This window comes from Nostoc sp. DSM 114160, from assembly GCF_053470305.1.
This window is the reverse complement of record NZ_JBPFGO010000004.1, coordinates 287,187-307,547: the sequence shown is the minus strand read 5'-3', so window position 1 is coordinate 307,547 and position 20,361 is coordinate 287,187. Positions and strand designations below refer to the sequence as shown.

The 20,361-nt window shown below is 41.6% G+C and carries 14 protein-coding genes and 3 pseudogenes; 8 read left to right on the top strand and 9 right to left on the bottom strand.

Going from position 1 to position 20,361, the window contains the following annotated elements:
- Window positions 1-72: 72 nt before the first annotated feature.
- Window positions 73-1,155, bottom strand: coding sequence for a photosystem II q(b) protein (gene psbA / locus NSTCB13_RS33195; RefSeq protein WP_448275276.1), 1,083 nt, complete (start codon window positions 1,153-1,155; stop codon window positions 73-75).
- 210 nt (window positions 1,156-1,365) lie between these two features.
- On the opposite strand from psbA, the pseudogene NSTCB13_RS33190 reads away from it, so the two are divergent.
- Window positions 1,366-1,518: pseudogene (locus tag NSTCB13_RS33190) on the top strand (AIPR family protein); the annotation flags it as partial.
- Between the two features lie 413 nt (window positions 1,519-1,931).
- Here the strand turns inward: NSTCB13_RS33190 and NSTCB13_RS33185 are convergent.
- Window positions 1,932-2,747, bottom strand: a pseudogene (locus NSTCB13_RS33185) (IS5 family transposase).
- Between the two features lie 176 nt (window positions 2,748-2,923).
- On the opposite strand from NSTCB13_RS33185, the gene NSTCB13_RS33180 reads away from it, so the two are divergent.
- Complete coding sequence (locus NSTCB13_RS33180) at window positions 2,924-3,943, top strand: isopenicillin N synthase family dioxygenase (protein WP_448266981.1); 1,020 nt, start codon at window positions 2,924-2,926, stop codon at window positions 3,941-3,943.
- Window positions 3,944-4,070: 127 nt separating this feature from the next.
- Here the strand turns inward: NSTCB13_RS33180 and NSTCB13_RS33175 are convergent, their stop codons facing one another.
- Window positions 4,071-4,724, bottom strand: a complete 654-nt coding sequence (locus tag NSTCB13_RS33175; protein ID WP_448275274.1) for a glutathione S-transferase family protein — start codon at window positions 4,722-4,724, stop codon at window positions 4,071-4,073.
- 147 nt (window positions 4,725-4,871) lie between these two features.
- Here NSTCB13_RS33175 and NSTCB13_RS33170 point away from each other — a divergent pair, with 147 nt between their 5' ends.
- On the top strand, window positions 4,872-5,066 hold the full coding sequence (locus NSTCB13_RS33170) for a hypothetical protein (RefSeq protein WP_445631811.1): 195 nt from the start codon (window positions 4,872-4,874) through the stop codon (window positions 5,064-5,066).
- Between the two features lie 508 nt (window positions 5,067-5,574).
- On the opposite strand, the gene NSTCB13_RS33165 is transcribed toward NSTCB13_RS33170, so the two are convergent.
- Window positions 5,575-6,024, bottom strand: coding sequence for a Uma2 family endonuclease (locus tag NSTCB13_RS33165; protein WP_445631810.1), 450 nt, complete (start codon window positions 6,022-6,024; stop codon window positions 5,575-5,577).
- A 48-nt stretch (window positions 6,025-6,072) separates the two neighbouring features.
- Complete coding sequence (locus NSTCB13_RS33160; RefSeq protein ID WP_448275272.1) at window positions 6,073-6,228, bottom strand: hypothetical protein; 156 nt, start codon at window positions 6,226-6,228, stop codon at window positions 6,073-6,075.
- A 286-nt stretch (window positions 6,229-6,514) separates the two neighbouring features.
- Between NSTCB13_RS33160 and NSTCB13_RS33155 the strand changes: the two genes are divergently transcribed.
- The 3 genes from NSTCB13_RS33155 to NSTCB13_RS33145 all read left to right on the top strand — a co-directional run bounded on the left by NSTCB13_RS33155 (window position 6,515) and on the right by NSTCB13_RS33145 (window position 9,780).
- Complete coding sequence (locus NSTCB13_RS33155; protein WP_445631808.1) at window positions 6,515-7,045, top strand: hypothetical protein; 531 nt, start codon at window positions 6,515-6,517, stop codon at window positions 7,043-7,045.
- A 737-nt stretch (window positions 7,046-7,782) separates the two neighbouring features.
- A complete protein-coding gene (locus NSTCB13_RS33150; RefSeq protein WP_445631807.1) occupies window positions 7,783-8,985 on the top strand; it encodes an FtsW/RodA/SpoVE family cell cycle protein in 1,203 nt (400 codons plus the stop codon).
- A 114-nt stretch (window positions 8,986-9,099) separates the two neighbouring features.
- Entirely contained in the window at window positions 9,100-9,780 is a 681-nt protein-coding gene (locus tag NSTCB13_RS33145) for a class I SAM-dependent methyltransferase (RefSeq protein ID WP_445631806.1), read from the top strand.
- A 257-nt stretch (window positions 9,781-10,037) separates the two neighbouring features.
- Here NSTCB13_RS33145 and NSTCB13_RS33140 read toward each other — a convergent pair whose 3' ends face one another.
- The 3 genes from NSTCB13_RS33140 to NSTCB13_RS33130 all read right to left on the bottom strand — a co-directional run bounded on the left by NSTCB13_RS33140 (window position 10,038) and on the right by NSTCB13_RS33130 (window position 17,174).
- Complete coding sequence (locus tag NSTCB13_RS33140; RefSeq protein WP_448275269.1) at window positions 10,038-12,332, bottom strand: COG1470 family protein; 2,295 nt, start codon at window positions 12,330-12,332, stop codon at window positions 10,038-10,040.
- A gap of 13 nt (window positions 12,333-12,345) precedes the next feature.
- The gene (locus NSTCB13_RS33135) at window positions 12,346-14,580 is read right to left on the bottom strand and encodes a hypothetical protein (RefSeq protein ID WP_445631804.1); all 2,235 of its coding nucleotides are present in this window, start codon (window positions 14,578-14,580) and stop codon (window positions 12,346-12,348) included.
- Between the two features lie 518 nt (window positions 14,581-15,098).
- Window positions 15,099-17,174, bottom strand: a complete 2,076-nt coding sequence (locus NSTCB13_RS33130; protein WP_448275267.1) for a BamA/TamA family outer membrane protein — start codon at window positions 17,172-17,174, stop codon at window positions 15,099-15,101.
- A 243-nt stretch (window positions 17,175-17,417) separates the two neighbouring features.
- On the opposite strand from NSTCB13_RS33130, the pseudogene NSTCB13_RS33125 reads away from it, so the two are divergent.
- Window positions 17,418-18,783: pseudogene (locus tag NSTCB13_RS33125) on the top strand (lipid-A-disaccharide synthase-related protein).
- A gap of 89 nt (window positions 18,784-18,872) precedes the next feature.
- Here the strand turns inward: NSTCB13_RS33125 and NSTCB13_RS33120 are convergent.
- The gene (locus NSTCB13_RS33120; protein ID WP_104908003.1) at window positions 18,873-19,595 is read right to left on the bottom strand and encodes a response regulator transcription factor; all 723 of its coding nucleotides are present in this window, start codon (window positions 19,593-19,595) and stop codon (window positions 18,873-18,875) included.
- Window positions 19,596-19,914: 319 nt separating this feature from the next.
- Between NSTCB13_RS33120 and NSTCB13_RS33115 the strand changes: the two genes are divergently transcribed.
- Window positions 19,915-20,100, top strand: coding sequence for a hypothetical protein (locus NSTCB13_RS33115; RefSeq protein ID WP_448275265.1), 186 nt, complete (start codon window positions 19,915-19,917; stop codon window positions 20,098-20,100).
- The last annotated feature ends 261 nt before the right edge of the window (window positions 20,101-20,361 follow it).

Here is a 20,361-nt window from a genome sequence, read left to right as displayed (position 1 = left end):
CAATCATCGACACTAAAAAGCGCCCCCCTTTCTGGAGAGCGCCTTTGATTTTATTTGACGCGATCGCTGCTATTAACCGTTGATCGCAGGAGCAGTCAGAGCAACAGGAGCGGAATCGCCAGCAGCCAAATCCAGAGGGAAGTTGTGAGCGTTACGCTCGTGCATAACTTCCATACCCAGGTTAGCGCGGTTGATTACATCTGCCCAAGTTGAAATCACACGACCTTCAGAATCAATGATTGACTGGTTGAAGTTGAAACCGTTCAAGTTGAACGCCATTGTGCTTACACCCAAGGCGGTGAACCAGATGCCGATTACAGGCCATGCTGCTAAGAAGAAGTGCAGTGAACGGCTGTTGTTGAAGGAAGCGTATTGGAAGATTAACCGACCGAAGTAGCCGTGAGCCGCAACGATGTTGTAGGTTTCTTCTTCTTGACCGAACTTGTAACCGTAGTTTTGAGATTCGGTTTCGGTTGTTTCACGAACCAAGGAAGAAGTTACAAGAGAACCGTGCATCGCAGAGAACAAGCTGCCGCCGAATACACCTGCTACACCTAACTGGTGGAATGGGTGCATCAAGATGTTGTGTTCTGCTTGGAAGACGATCATGAAGTTGAAGGTTCCACTTATACCCAAGGGCATACCGTCGCTAAATGATCCTTGTCCGATCGGGTATACCAAGAATACTGCACTTGCTGCTGCAACAGGTGCTGAGTAGGCGATCGCAATCCAAGGGCGCATTCCTAAGCGGTAGGATAGTTCCCATTCACGACCCATGTAGCAGAATACGCCAATCAGGAAGTGGAAAATTACCAACTGGTAAGGACCGCCGTTGTACAACCACTCATCAAGAGATGCTGCTTCCCAAATTGGGTAGAAGTGCAAACCGATGGCGTTGGAGGAAGGTACTACTGCACCGGAGATGATGTTGTTTCCGTAAATCAAGGAACCTGCTACTGGTTCGCGGATTCCATCGATGTCTACTGGAGGAGCAGCGATGAAGGCGATTACGAAGCAAGCGGTGGCGGCTAGTAAGGTGGGTATCATCAATACGCCGAACCAACCGATGTAGATCCGATTGTTGGTGCTGGTGATCCATTCGCAGAATCGATCCCATACATTGGCGCTTGAGCGCTGTTGTAAGGTTGCTGTCATGGTTTTATGATTGCGGTTGTTTATGAATCAGGCGGTAAAGTTTTCGCCTGTGAAATTACTTTACACCGCTTTACAAAAATTAATCAAGTGCTAAGAATTTTGTAGAGTCAATAAAAATCATTAGCTTTACTTATTTAAGAGCTAGATGAGTGTCCAGAATCAGAGATAAAAAAAGAGCGATCGCTGCTCTACTCCATGATGCTATAGTGCATTATCGCCACCGCCCATGTAGACTCGTTCCCGACAGACGTACCGCTAGAACCCAACATCAGGGAACCAAACCGTAAAAGCGCCACCTACAGACAAATCTTCGACTCACTGACGACACAATCCGAAAAATTCTTCTCTCGCCACAAAACTATCTAAACCAACACTTGATGCAAATGGTTAACTCTAGTAAGCAAGAAGAATCTCAGGTGACACAAGGTAGATTTGGGCGTTAGTCGTGGCGAAATATCGCATACCAGTTCAATTACATACTGGACTTCTTGGCATTTGTCGGGGTAAAGGGGAGGGCTTTCTGGGGCAGGTTTTTTTGATTAGACAAATTTTTGGGATTTTAAAACCAAAACCATTGTCTGAGAACTTAAAACTACGTTCAATAATTGAGAACATTCTCAACTATTTATCGAAAGCCTAAAAGCCTGCCCTTGAAAGAAAGGGGAGGGTGGGGTCCCAAGAAGGGGATAAGGGGCAGGAGAAAAGGGTAAAGAAACTCAAAATTCTTTCCCTTTAACCAAAACCTTTTCCCTAAGAGCTGATTCGTAAACAAAAGCTTAAGATACCATTTGCTTAATCATCAGACGAATCAATGAACCATAAATCATAGCTTCACTTAACTCTGTGTACAACTCGTAATCCTTGCTCAAACGCCGAAATCGATTCAGCCAACCGAATGTGCGTTCTACAATCCATCGTTTCGGTAATCGCTCAAATGCTTTCGAGTGCCGTTGAATTACCTCAACACGAACCTGTTCGCCGCAAACTTGCCTGACCGCTTGAGCAAAGTTTTCTCCCGAATAGCCTTGATCTACCCAAACAACTTCCAATTTAGACAACTCTACAGCCGCTTCATCCAGTACAACCACTGCACCCAAACGTTCTGAGGCATTCGCCTCGGTCACTAACACACCGATTAACAACCCTTGAGAATCCACAACTATATGGCGTTTACGCCCTTTAACCTTCTTACCACCATCAAAGCCGTAGACCTCCCTTTTTTTTCCGTGGTCTTCACTGATTGAGAATCTGCGATCGCTACAGTAGAGTGTTCATCTCGTCCTAAATCTTGACGAAGTTGATGGCGTACAAGGCCCGTGAATTTTCTGCCAGATGCCTTTGCGTTGCCATTTCTGAAAGTAGCCGTACACAGTGGTGTAAGGAGGAAGGTCATGAGGCAACATTTCCCACTGACATCCAGTACGTTGCACGTAGAAAATTGCATTAAGAATCTCTCGTAAATCTACTTCTATAGGATGCCCAAATCCTTTAGGGCTTGGTAGAAGAGGCTTGAGAATTAACCATTCGCTATCGCTTAAATCACTGGGATAGGGTTTGCGGTGTGGATTTTCTATCGCTGGTAGACGGCTCATCGACAACAACATCAATGTTATTGATTTAGCCTATAACCTGAATACACTGGGGCTTTGTTCTCTTTAGATTTTCTTTACGAATCAGCTCTTAGAGTGCAAAAATATATTTTTGCAAGAGGTCTACTATTTATTATGTAGTCTAGTTATTAATCTACACACTACTAAAAAAACAGAGTATGACAATCTTACAAGTTGTAGATAAAGAGTTTTCAGAAGTTCCCGTCATTGATATTAGTCCATTGGTTTCTCAAACTAGCAACTCCAGTGATGTAATTGCAGACCAAATTAGACAAGCTCTCCATGATTACGGTTTCTTCTATATCGTCGGACATGGAGTTGATGAGCAATTACAAAAGCAGTTAGAACATCTCAGCCAACAGTTTTTCGCGCAGGATATAGAAACAAAACTGAAGATTCGTATGGCTCTTGGTGGTAAAGCATGGCGAGGATATTTCCCCGTGGGTAATGAGTTGACATCAGGTAGACCGGACTTAAAAGAAGGTATTTACTTCGGTACAGAACTAGAATCAGACCACCCACTTGTGAAAACTGGTGTACCAATGCACGGTCGAAATCTTTTTCCATCGAATATTCCCCAATTTCGGGAAACAGTGCTGAATTATATAGATTCAATGACCAGACTTGGACACACCCTAATGGCTGGTATTGCTCTAAGTTTGGGGTTAGAAAAGTCCTACTTTGCAGACCGTTATACAAAAAACCCATTGATATTATTTCGGATTTTCAATTACCCTCCTCATTCATCATTATCTGAATCTAAATGGGGCGTTGGCGAACATACAGATTATGGAGTATTAACTATACTAAAACAAGATAATGTCGGTGGATTACAAGTCAAATTAAAGTCTGGTTGGATAGATGCACCTCCTATTCCTGGTTCATTCGTATGTAACATTGGGGATATGCTCGATCGGATGACACGAGGACTGTATCGCTCAACACCCCACCGCGTTCAGAACCGATCGACAAGTAGTCGCTTATCATTTCCATTTTTCTTCGATCCCAATTTCAACATTGAAGTCAAACCTATTGAATTGAACGGCATAGTAGTGAATGACGATCGAAGCGATCGCTGGGATAAAGCCAGTGTCCACGAATTTCGCGGGACTTATGGCGATTATCTTCTGAATAAAGTCTCCAAAGTATTTCCAGAATTGCGCCAAACAGTGTTCTAGAGTGCTGTTATACCATTTCACGAAAAATCTAACTTGATTCAAATGTTGAGCTATTTTTGCTTGCTTTAGTCTAAACTCCAGGATGTAACACTATGGGCAATAGTGTTATATCTATCTTTTGCGCTAGTCAGCCAGTCGGTTGCTGAAGAGTGAAAACCGCTAATTGAGCGGCGAAAGCCCGCTTGAAGGCGGGCCGCGCTTCGCCACGGGCGACATAGGTAGAGAGATTCGGATAGTCGTCGAGCATACCAGAGTCTTTCAACCTGAGCAGCACTTCCACCATCATCAGGTCGCCTGCGCTAAATGCGCCATCAAGCCAGTCGGCATCTCCAAGGTGACTGGAAAGTTCTAAGAGCCGGTCGCGGATGCGACCTTCGACGACACGCAAGCGCTGCTCATACCAAACTTGATCGCGCTCTAAGTACGTGGCGATTTCCCGATCGACGATTGGCGGCTCCATTGTGTTAAGTGCGGCAAACATCCAGGCGATCGCTCGCGCTTGACTATTGGCATCGTCTGGCAACAGCCCTGTATGGCGCTTTGCGATATGGAACACGATCGCCCCCGACTCGAACAGGGCGAGATCGCCTGACTCATAGGTTGGAATTTGCCCGAAAGGATGAAGCGCACGGTGCGCGGGTTGCTTCATCTCACTGAACGAAACAAGACGAACGTTGTAAGGTTGCCCCACTTCTTCGAGCGCCCAGCGAACGCGCATGTCACGCGCCAGTCCCTTGCCGCCATCAGGCGACCGTTCAAAGGCGGTAATAGTGGGTGTCATTGTCAGGGGTCATGGTGATTTCTCCTTTGGGTCCAATTTTCTGCTTTGGGTGTGTGTTCTGTCCGGCAAGAACAACGCTACACACGGTTACAGCAGAGGTTACTTCATGTTGGACTGCATTGGTAAGGGGAGCAATCTATCAATCTATTGGTAATATTTTATCTGGTAATTGTCACTGAACACAAAAGTGGGAAAGACATAGCAAGACGATCGCCAGTATATTTAACTGAACCATCAGAGCGATCGCTTGAAGGTTGGTATTTTCTCTTGGGCGAAGGTGGCAAGACCAGCTTCGGGTGCGATCGCTCAACAGCCTGTGGTGCGAACTCCACAATTCCGTAATCTGAACTGATAATGCTGGCGAAGCACTCTTGAACATAACAGGATAAATCGCATTGCTCAAAAGAAATAATTGCTACGCCAAGTACCCGATTGTTAACAATTCAATAACTAATTACAGGTGAATATCCACTTTTCAGATATTCACCTGTTCACTAATTCAAGCATTAAAACTATGTATTCATATCTGGTTTTTGTTGATGCTGTTCGCAACGTTTTTAGTGACATTTGTAAATCAGCTTGGCGTTAAAGTATTGTGAGAAAATTCCCGAATTCAAGAAGGAGGAAAACTATGGGAAAGGTCATTGTTAGCTCTTGGGAGTCGGAGGAGTATGGACACTCTACCCATCTGGAGGAGGAAATAGTTTTCTGGCTTAGTTGATATTTTCGTAAAAGAGTTAGCCACCCTTAAACCAATTCGCAATTCGCAATTACGTTTTGTAACGTGGATTTAACCCCAACACAAAACCTGTTACCCTTCTTAGGCAGGGGAATTAAACCCCAAACTTTGTTAAAAATTAATCCGACGATAGATTTCAGTCAGGGGAATTTCTATGTTTAAACTGTGCAGAACAATCGTCCGCTCGAGGTGAGAGTGAACTTGCCATAGCCAGCGATCGTTACTATTACGATCCAAGTTGTGATACTGCTCAATGTAGGGTTCAGTTTGGCTTACAAGCAGATATTCACAAAAGCTGGCAATCGAGCGATATTTTCTGAACTTTTCGCCGCGATCGTATGCCTCGGTAGAGGGCGATAAAACTTCGACAATAAGCATTGGATTAAGAATTTCATCATTGCGTAGACGCTCTTGCGGCTTGTCGTAGACATTGCCATTGAACTCTGGTTCACCATTAACAACCATCAAATCGGTATAAGTCCCACACTGATATTCAGGAATCCAAACTCGCAAGTCGCTATTATACAAGCGAAAATCGGTGTCTCTTAGTAAAAATCCCAAGTAAATTAAGAACTTGCTGGCGATGTCTCACGACAAGCCGCTTCGCGTCTACGCACTGTGAGATTCCGACCCTCCCGACATAGTAATAATCTCTCCGTTACGGTATTCACGGCGTTCGGGGTTGGTTTCTTCCATAGTCCGATACTCGTCTAACGTGAGGCGAGTTGTTATTACATCACAGAGACTGGTTTGAGCAAAGACCACAATCAACCTCTTAGATAATTAGCTCTAAAACTATTATCAGCAACAGGAGGAAGAATTGCCAATTTCATGAGAAATTATGATTTAAAGCACATTTACTAACTTAACGAACAAACTTGAGACTTTCGACACTAAAGCTAAACATATCAAAAAAAAGTAGCTTTTTACCGAATTTGAAATGCTACTGTGAAAAATAGTTATATTGCGATCGCTTTCGGTGGGCGGTTACGCCATCGCCAAATTCTTGGCAATTCTTCGTTATGTCTATATTTGAATATGGTATTAATTAATGCTCATCTCTGCTAATAGCCAAATTCCTTTTCCCCGTTCCCTAGTTTATGCTACCTATCGGGACAAACTAGTTGAGCTAGTTCCCTATATGCCAAACGTGCGCGACATCGAAGTTAAATCACGTAGTGAAGTAGGCAGTAATATTTATACTGTTAATGAATGGCACGGTGGCAGCGAAATTCCAGCAGCAGCAAGAGTTATCCTCAGTGAAGAGATGCTCTCGTGGACAGAATATAATACGTGGAATCAGGCTCTGTTTACAGTTGAATGGCGTATTGAAACTCATGCTTTCACAAAAGCAGTCAAGTGTTCTGGCAAAAATCGCTTTCTGTCAGATGGGAATACGACAATAATTGAAAGCCGTGGTGAACTAGCGATCGACCCAAAACAAATCAATGGAGTACCATTCTTTCTCACAAGTACAATTGCTAATGTAGTTGAAGATTTTTTAGGAAAAAATATACAACCTAATCTACTAGCAATGAGTGCGGGAGTGTGCCAGTATCTAAAACAAAATGCCAGAGATTAAAAGTCAGGATATCAATTAGTAGAGTGTTGATCGAGAAGCTAACTACTGTACCTTTGCTGTACTTGCCAATTCTAGCCATCGACTCAATTCTTTTTGGTTGATGATACGTAATTTAGAGAAAGTCATACGGCGTTTAGATGCCCAGCGGTATCTGACTTTTACCGTTAAGTCATGAAACAACGAAGTAGCAAGAGTTTCAGACTAGACTGTATTCTCAATAACTTTATATTAGTGACAATAATTCACGAGAGAATAGGGCTTTGAGCTAGGGGTATAGTAAGCGTTGGCGCAGCCCGCACAACTCTTGGAGACGCTCTTGCTAGCTTGCTTCCACGAAGTGGTACGACAAGGCTACTTCGGCTGCGCTCAGTACAAGTCAGTGACCATCGTAGACATCGCTCAATCAAGGAGATAACGGTAAACGTATTATGTTTACGTCGTCTATAAGACTCGTATTTGATTGCGTGAAAAAACTCAGTACACATTTATTCTTTCTTCCCTGTTAAGAGTTCCCTGTTCCCTCCCTATCGCGCTTGCGCTGCGCTTCTGTGCGAGACGCTTTGCGAACGCGCACCACGCAAATAATTTCTCCGGATCAAAGCGGATTCCTATAGTCGTCTAAAGATTTACTTTATAAATGGTCTTTTATAGTTGTAAAGCCTACTTATGAGTTATAAGTTATGATTTATGAGTTTTATTTCTAACTCCTAATTTCTAACTTTTTACCTGTACCGATCGTGAATCTACGCCGCCTGATTCCAATTTTTGATAGTTCAGTCTCCAACTGGGCATTAGAAGCGCGGTTGTTGCGCTGGTTAACGTTGATTTGGCTGTTCGTCGGCTTGATCATGCTATTTTCAGCATCATATCCTGTTGCTGATGCTCGTCATAATGATGGTTTGTACTACTTTAAACGTCAACTGCTTTGGGTCTTAGTTTCCTTAATCGGATTCAATATTATTGTTAATTCGCCGTTGCAGAAAATTTTGGGACTATCCCATTGGTTTTTGTTGCTGTTTTTGGGGTTAATTTTTGTCACACTGATCCCAGGATTGGGAAGAAAAGCTTTTGATGCAGCGCGTTGGATTGCGATCGGGCCAATTCCGATTCAACCCTCAGAACTAATTAAACCCTTTTTGGTGCTGCAAAGTGCGCGGCTTTTTGGTCAATGGGAACGAATTAGTTGGCGGGTTCGCTTCGCTTGGTTGGGCGTTTTTGGTTTGGTACTTTTAGGAATTCTTGCCCAGCCTAACTTGAGTACAACGGCACTTTGCGGCATGACTATCTGGCTAATTGCTCTTGCAGCTGGCTTACCCTACAAATACTTGGGAGGAACAGCAATTGGTGGAGTGATGTTGGCAATACTCAGTATTAGTATTAAAGAGTATCAGCGTAAGCGGGTGATGTCATTCCTCAATCCTTGGGCAGATGCTACAGGAGATGGCTACCAGTTGGTGCAAAGTCTACTAGCTGTGGGTTCTGGGAAAACTTGGGGAGCTGGATATGGGCTTTCTCAACAAAAGTTGTTTTATTTACCAATTCAAGATACCGATTTTATTTTTGCGGTGTTCGCTGAAGAGTTTGGCTTTGTTGGCAGTATGGTGTTGTTGGTACTTTTAGCTACATTCGCTACTCTCGGATTAGTTGTGGCGCTGAAGGCTAAAAATATAATACATCGATTGGTAGCGATCGGTGTGACGACTTTGATGGTGGGACAATCATTGCTCCACATCGGTGTTGCTACAGGTTCTCTTCCGACTACTGGCTTACCTTTACCGATGTTTAGTTATGGTGGTAATTCTATGATTGCCAGCTTAATAGCTGCTGGGTTGCTAATTCGGGTAGCACGTGAGAGTAGTGAAGCTGAGGTAGTACCGTTGCGAAAACCTCAAGTTGAAAATGGGCGCAGGCGCCGAGCTTTTCAGAAAAATAGGAATTGAGCGAGCAGGAAGCAGGACGGCAACCTTGATGCTTAACTGTGGTAAGATGATGGCTCTCAGTTACTTAAGTCAAAGAATCAGCTGTGAGTAAAATCATTTTTGTGTGAATAAAAAATGACTAAATTAATGCGTAATGTATATGACACTAGTCTTACTGACTCCTGGGCAAGTAGACTTAGAAAGAAACGTTTCTCTTTGTTCACATCTATATTAGACTCACTACCCTCTGATATAAAAATACTCGATGTTGGAGGAACAGTAAGCTTTTGGGAGAATTTAGGTTTTTTGAATGAAGAAAATAAACAGGTAAAAATTACTCTACTAAATATAAAATTTACTGAAACAAGCTCAACACACCCACAGATCAACCAAGTTGTTGGAGATGCTACAAACATGGTAAATTTTCAATCCGATGAGTTTGATATAGTCTTTTCAAATTCAGTGATTGAACATGTAGGAGATTATGATAAACAGTACCAAATGGCCACTGAAGTAATGCGAGTAGGAAAAAGATATTTTGTTCAAACACCTAATCTTTTTTTTCCGATTGAACCCCATTTTGTTTTTCCTTTATTTCAATTTCTTCCTATAAATCTTCAGGTATGGCTACTAACCAATTTTGCTCTTGGATGGTTTGACAAGGTATCTGATAAACAGCTGGCTAGAAGGATAGCTAATTCAATTAAGCTGCTGAGTAAGAGAAGATTCCTGAATCTGTTCCCCAAAGCGCAACTTTATGAAGAAAAGGTTTTCGGTTTAACTAAGTCTTTTATAGTCTATGGAGAATCTCCCTAAGAGGATGTTTTAAAAGTATTTTTGGTAACATCAAAACCCTCGTAACCTAACCCCCCAGATCCTCTTCCCTACAAGGAAATGGGTGTTTTAACGTTTTGAGTATACTTTACTACTTTTAAAACAACCTTTATAAGCCTAACAAAAAATCTTGGACGAAGGGAAAGTGATATAGTGGTTCTTGAGCAGATGGGTGACAAGGTGCAAAATATGAGCTTTCCCTACTTCTTATTTTCAAGACAGCCTTCCTTCGATAAACCTTACCTCAGAGGTAAGGGAGTCTTAAATGGGCTATTATTAGGTGGAATTGGGTTAAAGCTAGGTATAGGAGTAGGCTCTACTTTTTTGAGGACTGTGATTGCAAATCCTCTTTGCTGGGGTTGTTGCTTACCAGATATATCATTGACTAGCAGTCCGATTTGAGCGGGGAAAGCTTGATTTACTAGAAACTTAGTTGAACCAACTGCTGGAACATCATTGCCGTATGGTATAAGTTTAACCTGAATATTTTCTCCCTCTACTCTCCAACTCAGAATAGCAGATGTTCCTTCATTGAGAACTAAATTTGGTTGTTCGCTACCGTTAATTTTGAAATAAACAATCTTAAATGGTTTGGGTAATATTGGAATTTTGGATTCAGCTTTTTTAGAACTAATCTTGTCGCTGCCATTATTAGAAACAGCTTTGATTTCAAATGCAAAACTCCCCACTTTATTTGCTAATAAAGGAATATTTTTACATTGCAATTGTTGATTTTGTTGTATACATAGTTTGTTAAGTTTAGGGTCTGTAATATTGCCTTGATTAAATTTGTAAGTAACTGGTTTACCATAAGATGTACCATCATCTGCATTGCCAACAACCTGTAGTTGTGACAGCAATAATGGACGTGCAATTGTCCAACTAAAAAGAATATTTTCACCTTTTGTGTACTGGGGCTTATCTAGCTGAAAATTAACTACTGATGCAATTGGTTTTTCTGCAATTTCTACTTGGGTAGTTTGCGCTACTACTTGGTTAGTTCGGGAAAATATTTGTATACCATTGCGATAAAAGGCTTGTAATTCAAAAGTGTAATTACCTTTTGTTTTCACTCCAGTTTTTACGTTGCTACAAATTAACTCTTGTTTGTCTTGTACCTGACAAGGAGGGATTTCATTAGCACTTCCTTTACCCAGTGTTTCAGGAATGCCATTGTTAAAGTCATAAGTAATCGGCTGAATAGGTTGGGAACCTTTAGCTGTCAAAACTAACTTTTTTAACTGTTTATATTGATGAATTTCCCAGTTTAAAGCTACCTCATCACCTTCAGTAATTTGAGAGTCATTTGCACTAAAATTTTCTAATCTCAAAGGGTCGGGGTTTAAAATTCGCCAAATGATAAATCCTATGCCTCCCAATAACCCCAAAATTGCTAAAATTAATAGAAGAAATTGCCACCAAGGACGGGGTTTCCATACCAAAGTTCCTTGAGGCAGTGTGTTCGGTAGGGGTAAATTTTGTTGGTCTTTGACATCGAGTTGAAAGTTGATCGCTAGCCCTGTACCAAACCACGGTCGTCGCCACCAAGGTTTGGGTTTGACCGTCAAATTAGCCACAGCACTTCTATTAGGTAATAATCTGACTTCCGTAGGATCGAATTTGTAAGTATATAGTTCTTCTTCGTCTCGACTTTTTAAGTTTAATATCAGTTCGCGGACAATATTGCCCTGGTTAGCTAGTGATAATTCGTACTTGCCAAGACTACGGCTAACTTGTCCCAAGATGGTATTAAGTTGTATATCTAAGCGATAATTTGTCGGAATTTGGATATATACCAAATCCAGTAGTACTAAATCTGGAGAGTTTTCTGAATACAAGCGGATTGTCGGAGAATAGCTTCCCGCAAGGGTATCCCCAGGTGGGTGAAATTTCAATAATATTTGACCTTGAGTACCAGGATTGAGTTCTAATGCAGTCACGTCAGACACTAATCCTGGCCCCTCAAATCCAGTTGCAGGATAATTAATTGTGAACCAGTCATCGTCTAAATCTGGACAACTCAAGCGGAATCTATCTACGAGATAAGAGCGATTGTCAACTATTATCTCTACTTGCAGATACTCACTAGAATTGAAAATTAACGGTTTGTTGGGGTTAGTGTTAGGTCTAATGGAAAATGTCGGGTCGTTCACCCGAATTGCGGTCTGTTCTTTTAGCAGAACCTTAATTTGGTTTGGGAAGGTTATGGGAGTATCTTGTGGATAATGTAGAGGAGAATCTACGACTAGTGTATAGTCATAGGTTCCTGGAAGAGCATTTGCGGCAATTTGAAACTCAAATCTTACTTCGTCACTATTTTGCCCTGGAGCTAATGCTAAACTTTCTCTAGAAGAACTAGACCAACCAGTTAAATTTTGAAATACTTCATCAAAAACAAAATATAAGTCAATAACCGCGCTTTGATTTCCCTGATTGATTACAACAATATAAAGTTCAATGGTATCTCCTGGCATCCCAAATTGAATTCCAGGTGGGTTGATAATAACTTGCAGTGGATTGAATTTAGCTTGCATGTCATTGATTCCCTTATTTGATGCGGTGTAATTTGACCTGAAAATCTTCACCACCACTCACAATCATGGTTCCTTGATTGGTTTTCAAGTCGATACTATTGATTTTTTTAGAGCTTTGGTAAATTGTTTTACCTTCTGCTGCTCTTGTTTTGTCAAGCTTATGTTCGGGAGTTAAGTACCACACTACGACTCGTCCATCATCGCCACCACTTACTAAGAGACTACCATCGTCACTAAATGCTAGAGTTCGCACAGATGTTTTTGATGCTGACCAACGGTCTAGTTGTAAACAATTAAGCTCATTTACTTTTTCTAGCGGATTCGGATTTTTGATAGTTTGACACTGATTTAAATCCCAAATGGTAATAAATCCCGCAGAATCAGAAGTTGCGAGGATTTTTCCTGTTGAGTCAGGAACAAAAGCTAATCCCCAAATATAATCTTCAGGACCAACTAATGGGTCTAGTTTTTCTAGATTTTGCACCGATAAACTTGGGAATTGTTTATCAGATTGAGTTTGATTCCACTGCCACAATATAAAACGCTTAAAGTTTCCAGCAATTACTAGAGTTTTTGCATCTGGGCTAAGATTTAATGCCCGGACTTGGAAACCTGAGAGTTTCAATCTACTTTGTACGTCAATAACTTGCGGTTCTGGCAGAAAATCGCTGTTAGGCACTGGTCTTGACCATAGTCTCACTTTACCACTGCCATACCCACTGAATAAGTTAAGTGAGTTTGAGGTGAAAGCTAGGTCAAAAACGCGATCGCCTTTTGCTTTCGGATCTTTAAGGTCTTGAAGTTGGCTAATCTTGGCACCTAAAGGGACATCTCTAAGTTCAATTACACCATTATCTAAACCAACAGCAACACGATTATTTTGTAATGGCATAAAGCGCAAGACTTCTACAGCGTCATCGGTAATGGCCATCAAGCCTTTGGGCTGTTGTGCTTGGTCGCAAGCAAGGGGCTGCCCAGCGTATGTCACCGTATCATCAGGGTTTAAGCTATCAGCACCAATTCTCCAAAGCCTTAAGGTGCAATCATCTGAGCCGCTGACCACAGATAAACCAATGCCACTAAAACGCACTGAGTTGACAGAACGTGTATGCATTACACCTCTTGGTTGCAGGATTAATGCCAGGAGTGCGGCTAATAGTGCGATCGCAGCTAATTGTAGCCATAAAGGTATAATTGGCAGAGCCTCTACTTCTAATGTCTGCGTGGCTGGGTCTGTACTCCCTAAACGTTGGTCGGATAATTCTGATTTAGCCTCCAGCAACAAAGTTTTGCCGATTCCAATCCAAGGACGTTTTGTTTTAACATCGAGGATGACTTTACTTGTCTCTCCTAAATGAAGATTGGCGGTTTCAGGAATTTTTTTAAAAGTGCATTTTCGCCAGTCTCTACCTTGTACCTGCACATTAATTTGCTGATTGAGATTGCTAGCATTTTTAAATAGTAATTCAAAGGAAGCTGTATCAGATTTCCAGTCAGGCAACCAAGCCGATTTATTGGGGATTTTCAGGTGTTTTTCGGTGGTAGTAAAGTCTATAAAACCCACTGGCAAAACTTCAATATTGCCTTCAGCATTAGTTGGATAACCATTATTGCTAACAGCTTCAATAGTAAAAGGATAATTTTGACTGGGCGCTTGCACTACAGAAGGAGGTTGGCATTGGAATGTAGCTTCTGCTAAACCACCTGCATCTAAGGGTAATCGGCGTTCTGCACTGCCAGCCAGCCAAGACGGATCGACGCCTGTAAAACGTAGCATTACCTCAGTTGGTTGTTGCCCCAAGTTCCGCACCCGTACTGGTATATCGACAGAATTGCGGGGATAAACTTGGAACTCTCGTACAGGTAATTCTACACTTAAATGTGTTGGTCTGTTGTCTCGCTCAATTTTCAGGCGCAGCACAAGTCTGGACTGTTGTGCTAATTGCGGTGAAAAAATATTTACCATCAGGTTGACAGTACCAACAAATCCCGGCATGGGTGTATTGAATACGAACACTTGGAAGATGGTACTACTGCCCGGTGGCTTGGCTGCCGCTACCTCTGGTTCGAGTCTATACCAGCGATATCCTGTGTTGCGGATTTCTCCGGCGGCGGTAATTTCTATCTGAAAATTGACGAAGCGATCGCTGTCATTATTGACAGTTACCTCAAATGATACAGGAGTATCACCTGGACGAAAAGTTAGGTTTTGAGTAGAAAGGCTGGCATTAATAACACTTTTTTCCATGTTATTACTTATAATATTTTTTTATATTCTGCATGACTAGCGCTATTAAAAAATTAATGTCTCATAAAAACGTGACAATAGCTTTTTTTCTTTGATTATTGAAATTTATATACTATTAAATATTGTGTAATAAATTGGCCAATTTATAAAAGTCATTTTCAAAGGCGATCGCTAATAGAGATACAGCAGAATTCATAATTCAGAATTCTGAATTCAGAAGTAAAACACGCTTTATACCTGGGTAACAGACTTATTGCTTGTGTACCTCACCAACTTGAAATCTGCTGTATGAGCCAAAACCCTTGTAGAGACGTAGCACTGCTACGTCTCTACAAGGGTTTTGGATAACGCATATTTAATTTCTAGATATGACTCAATACGGTTCGGATAAGTATTTTGAACTCAGAATAGGCTTTGGGGAAAAGGGGAATGGGTTTGCGGTTAAAGGTTTTTTATTCCCCTTTCCCCTTTACCCTTTTCCCTTTAACCGAACCGTATTGGCAACGCCTAAACTCAAATTAAAATCGCTGCCCAATTCCTAGATGCACTTTGCTTTCTCCTTGGTCGTTAATGCCATAGTCAGCCCGAATTAAACCTAGTGGTGAATTTAATCGCACTCCCGCCCCATAACCAAAACCATAACCTGGTTTATCCCGTACACCTGCCGGATCTCCTAATACAGTATCACCAGAACCTAAATCTGAGGCGAAGTCAGCAAACAATACACCGCCTACGATTGGTAAGACGGGAAAACGGTATTCTGCCGAAGCCAACACATAGCTGCGACCACTGCCAACTTCGCCAGAATCGTAACCGCGCACTGAGTTGGAACCACCCAAGTTAAAACTTTCGTAGGGCGGTAAATTCCCAAGGACGGTACCAGCTTGAACATTCACCGCAAATACCTGTGGCTGTTTGCTGTTAAATAACTGCACTGGTAAATATTGGCTGTAATTGGCTTTGAGGCGATTGAGGGAAATATTACCTTCGCCAATGGGTATAGATTGTTCTGTACTCAGACTCAAAACGGAACCTTGAGTTGGATTGATGGGATTATCTCGTTTATCTTTGGTGGCGGTGAAGGATACAGTAGTTAGGTCGTCAATACCAGTTCCACTCGCAGATAGGGGGTTGCCTTGAGCGTCAGTTGGGGTAATATTACCTTGGCGATCGCGAATACTAGTTCGGGTATAGTTTAATCCTAATGAGGTATTCCAATCGTCAATTGGTCGCTGCAAGCTGACACCACCGCCAAGTTGACCTTCTCGCACTTTGTCGCCGTTAGCTAGCTTAATCTTGTCATCAAAGGTTTCCGAAAGTTCCTGACTACGAAAACCATTTACAGTGTAGCCCAAGCGATCGGGGTTAGTTATCCGATAAGGACTGACAAATTTGCTATTAAACTGCAAGTCTCGGCTACTTACCCCAACATTCACACCTAAAGTATCATTAACACCACCGACATTCTGATCTTGATAGCTGATTGTACCTACCAATCCTTGATCGGCATTGTAACTACCACCCAAGTTAACACCACGCGCCCCAGTTTCTTTAAGTTGATAGACTAAATCAAGTTTTGTCGCATCTCCTTCTAAGGCAACATTCACACTCTCAAATAAACCAGTCCGATATAGCTGTTGGATGTCTTGTTTAACGACATTTTCTTGGAAAATTTGACCGGGTTTCAACTTGAGTTGTTGTTGTAAGAAATCTGCTTTGGTGCGTCCTCCAATGGGATTACCCTTGCTATCAACAGTTTTACCCTCATCGTTGACAAAGCGAAATTTGATATCACTTACCAAGCCTTCAGCGACATTCACAGTGAGAATGCCTTGAGAACTAGGTTTAATTGATAACACCCGTGCTAAGTTATAACCATTGTCGGCGTACCACTTGTTAATTTGTGCCACTGCTTGTTGCAGTCCACTGGGACTAATGGTGGTTCCAATTTGAGATTGCAAACGTTGTTGGGCGACTTGATAGGTAAGTACTTTAGCACCAGATAATTGCAGCGATCGCACTATCACTGGTTGGACTTGGTATACTACATTCAATCCAGCCTGAGTGCTAAAGCTATTCACACTGACACTACTAAATAAACCTGTATTTAAAATTGCTGTTACATCTTTTTGTAGCTGGCTTTGACTGGTTTCTCCACCCACCTGGGTTTTAATTACCTGGCCAATGATTTGCTGTAATTCTTGATTGGCTCCCACCACCTGTACATCTGTAGCTCTGACTACCAAATCGCTTTCAGTAGCAGGAGTTTTGGGGGATAAAGGGGAAAAAGAGGGAGTGGGAAGAAGCGTTACTGATGAATTTCCCTTGTCTGTTGATTTTAAGACTACTGGGGAATTTTTGTTTGCACTTGTTTGCACGGCGACAGGATTTTGAGAAAATTGTTGTGCAACTATAGTTTCTGGTGAAGCAATTGTCTCTACCCGTGCGGGAGTGTCTTCAATTATCGGTACCACCAAGTTACCAGCTTTTGCAGTTGGAGTAACGGTTTTAGCAGGTGCAGCCGTTGCTTGCCCAGTAACATTGCCAGCAGCTAATGTAGCTAATGTAAAAATTGCAGTAGCAGAAACTCGCATAAATATTTAACCTAATTAACTGGGAGTTATACTAATTTTGGATTTTAGATTTTAGATTTTTGATTAAAAGTATTGACCAAAAGGCTGTTCTAGAAATTTCAAACAATTACATTCCTATCCAAAATTGGTATTAGTTGTAGGGAAGTAAAGGAATAGGGAAATACTAACTTCCAGCTTCCTTGTCGATTTCCCTATTTATACCTCTTACCCAAACAGACAGTTAATTTTGATATTTTGTTTCTTATGAGTAATTTATCTCGGTCATCTCTAGCTTCTGATTCTCAATCTGCAATTTCTCCTTTGCGGTTACTTGTATTAAGTAATGGGTCATGGGGAAGATGTGATTGCACTTCGGATTTTGCAAGAACTCGTACGACAACCAAACCCACCAGAGATATTTGCTTTACCTCTGGTGGGTGAGGGACGTGCTTATGAACAGTTGGATATCCCCTTTATCGGTTCAGTCCTGAATATGCCTTCTGGCGGCTTTATTTATATGGATGGCCACCAATTAGCGCGGGATGTACGCGGTGGCTTATTGCAACTTACCCTCAGCCAAATTAAAGCTATCCGCCGTTGGGTAAGTTCTCAAAAAAAATTAGGTAATAGGAGAGCGATTTTAGCAGTGGGAGATATTTTGCCACTGTTGTTTGCAACATTCAGTGGCGCTAATTATGCTTTTGTCGGTACGGCAAAATCTGAATATTATGTGCGAGATGAAGCTGGATTATTACCACGAAAATCTAAAGACGCAGGTTGGGAAAACTTTTCTGGTTCAGTTTACCATCCTTGGGAACGTTGGTTAATGAGTCGTCGCCGTTGTAAGGCTGTGTTCCTGAGAGATGCGCTGACAACAGAAACATTAAAACAATGGCCAATTCCAGCTTTCTATTTGGGTAATCCCATGATGGATGGTCTAGAATCAAGGTTTTCACGCCAACAATTTTATAGTCAGAATATCCAACAGCAAGAGACAGTTCGACCTTTTGTAGTGACTCTTCTTCCTGGTTCTCGTCCCCCAGAAGCATACACCAACTGGGAAACAATTATGATTGCCGTATCTGCATTGATGACAAGTTTTCAACAGCGAGATTCAATCTTTTATAGTTCTAACAAAGTAGTGTTTTTAGGTGCGATCGCTCCTGGTTTAGACTCTAATATTTTATCCCAAAGTGTGCAATCTCAAGGCTGGCGCGCTGAATCAGCATCTCCTATCCAACTTGGCGATCCAAATATATTGACATTTAAACAGAGAAATGCTTATCTACTATTAACACAACGAGCCTATAATGATTGCTTGCATTTGGGAGATTTAGCGATCGCAATGGCAGGTACAGCCACAGAACAGTTTATCGGTTTAGGCAAACCTGCGATCGCAATTCCCGGTAATGGTCCACAATATAACCTTGGCTTTGCTGAATCTCAAAGTCGTCTTCTGGGATCGTCTTTGATTTTAATCGATCGACCAGCAGATGTAGCGAAGGTTGTACAATCCTTGTTTAAAAACCCTGATAATTTGCAAATTATTGCTGAAAATGGTGGGCGACGTATGGGAAAACCGGGAGCAGCACTACGTATTGCTAATTGCTTGCGGGAAAAATTGGGATAATGAGGCAGTGGGCAAAACAGTGCTAAGTTAAGAGTTAGGAGTTAGGAGTTATTCTCCCGATCTCCCCATCTCTTTCTTGTCTCAATTCTTCACGCTACTAATCCAGAACGTAAGGCCCTGACAGCAGCTTGGGTACGGTCATCAGCACATAGTTTATTTAGAATATTACGAACATGGGTTTTTACAGTACCAACTGTAATGTAAAGTTTCTCGGCGATTTGACCATTGCTACACCCAGCTACAATCAACTCTAGGATTTCCAGTTCCCGTTGAGTCAGAGGGTATGTTTCCAAAACTTGCTCGTATTCTGTCGCCAGCGCTTCAATTTTTACAGTCTTCGGCTTGTCAGAACCTTGACTTTCTCCAGGAATACCTTGGCGCATCTTCCGCAATACCACGTTGGCAATTGCCGGATCGATCCAAGAGTTACCGCCATGAGTTGCTTGAATTGCCTCGGTTAATTTACTGATACTGGTTTCTTTCATATAATAAGAATCAGCGCCAGCTGCGAAGGCTGCAAGTACAGCATCCTCTGTATGATCCATTGTCAAAATGAGAATCTTCGTAGTAGATTGCCCATTTTCAGCCTGGGAGCGTTTGAATTTACGAGTGAGTTCGATGCCATCCATGTCAGGCAAGCCGATATCTACTACCGCTACATCTGGCTTTGCCGTTTCTAAAAGTTTTAACCCTTGGGTAGCATTTGCCGCTTCTCCAATTACTTTCAATGCACTATGAGACTGTAATGCTGCTCGTAGCCCCATTCGCGTTAAGTCATGATCTTCAATTAAAATAATACTAATTTCATTCATCGCTACACTCACTCTTGCGCTGTTTGCATCTTTCAAAGTATTGCCTTTTGTAACTATTATCTATTATTTTCCCAAACTCAAGATAGATGATATTTCAACCTGTCTGCATCCACCGATAGAAATAACAAGTAGCCAAAATTTTTATATTTAGATAGACGACAAATCTAGCTGGAGATATATAGATACTTACACAAAAAGTATGAAATATTGAAACGAATGCCAAATTGCTCTTCCTTGCTGATAATTCAGCTTTGAGTTGTCATGTTCCATCCGTTAATTAGTATTATTTGGGAGCAAACTTTAAAAAAAGCTTACGAAAATGAAAAAATTACACCGTGTAAAAGTTGCTTTCCGAGAAAGTAAAAGATGGTTGCGAACGATTTTTAATCAAACCTTTGGATTCATCCGATTGATAGAGCCAATAGAGATCCTCATGGAAGGGAATCAACCAGCGTTAAAACTCACTGAAATCAGAAACAGCAAAGTAATTCCTAGTCCTTTGTAACAAACTTGTCCGTCTGACTCACAGGATATAATACAAGCCGCTCTGTACTAACCTCTCCCCTTTTAGGTTTTGAATTTTGCCTAACTTTTGTCGGGAACTTTTCTTTGGAATTAAGCTTTGGTAACTTTGCGAACATCCATAAGTTCGATATACCTAAATAAATACTAACACAGATGTGGCGATCGCTAAGAAAATTGTTGAAATTTCAGGAGGTAGGATTACTTCAGATTCACAAATAGCTATAGATATTACTTTTTTATT

Bases quoted from the DNA above. Each gene is read 5' to 3' on its own strand.
- NSTCB13_RS33115 (WP_448275265.1), top strand. From the start codon at position 19,915: ATGAAAAAATTACACCGTGTAAAAGTTGCTTTCCGAGAAAGTAAAAGA.
- NSTCB13_RS33175 (WP_448275274.1), bottom strand. From the start codon at position 4,724: ATGACACCCACTATTACCGCCTTTGAACGGTCGCCTGATGGCGGCAAG.
- NSTCB13_RS33120 (WP_104908003.1), bottom strand. From the start codon at position 19,595: ATGAATGAAATTAGTATTATTTTAATTGAAGATCATGACTTAACGCGA.
- psbA (WP_448275276.1), bottom strand. From the start codon at position 1,155: ATGACAGCAACCTTACAACAGCGCTCAAGCGCCAATGTATGGGATCGA.
- NSTCB13_RS33140 (WP_448275269.1), bottom strand. From the start codon at position 12,332: ATGCAAGCTAAATTCAATCCACTGCAAGTTATTATCAACCCACCTGGA.
- NSTCB13_RS33155 (WP_445631808.1), top strand. From the start codon at position 6,515: ATGCTCATCTCTGCTAATAGCCAAATTCCTTTTCCCCGTTCCCTAGTT.
- NSTCB13_RS33180 (WP_448266981.1), top strand. From the start codon at position 2,924: ATGACAATCTTACAAGTTGTAGATAAAGAGTTTTCAGAAGTTCCCGTC.
- NSTCB13_RS33130 (WP_448275267.1), bottom strand. From the start codon at position 17,174: ATGCGAGTTTCTGCTACTGCAATTTTTACATTAGCTACATTAGCTGCT.
- NSTCB13_RS33145 (WP_445631806.1), top strand. From the start codon at position 9,100: ATGACTAAATTAATGCGTAATGTATATGACACTAGTCTTACTGACTCC.
- NSTCB13_RS33135 (WP_445631804.1), bottom strand. From the start codon at position 14,580: ATGGAAAAAAGTGTTATTAATGCCAGCCTTTCTACTCAAAACCTAACT.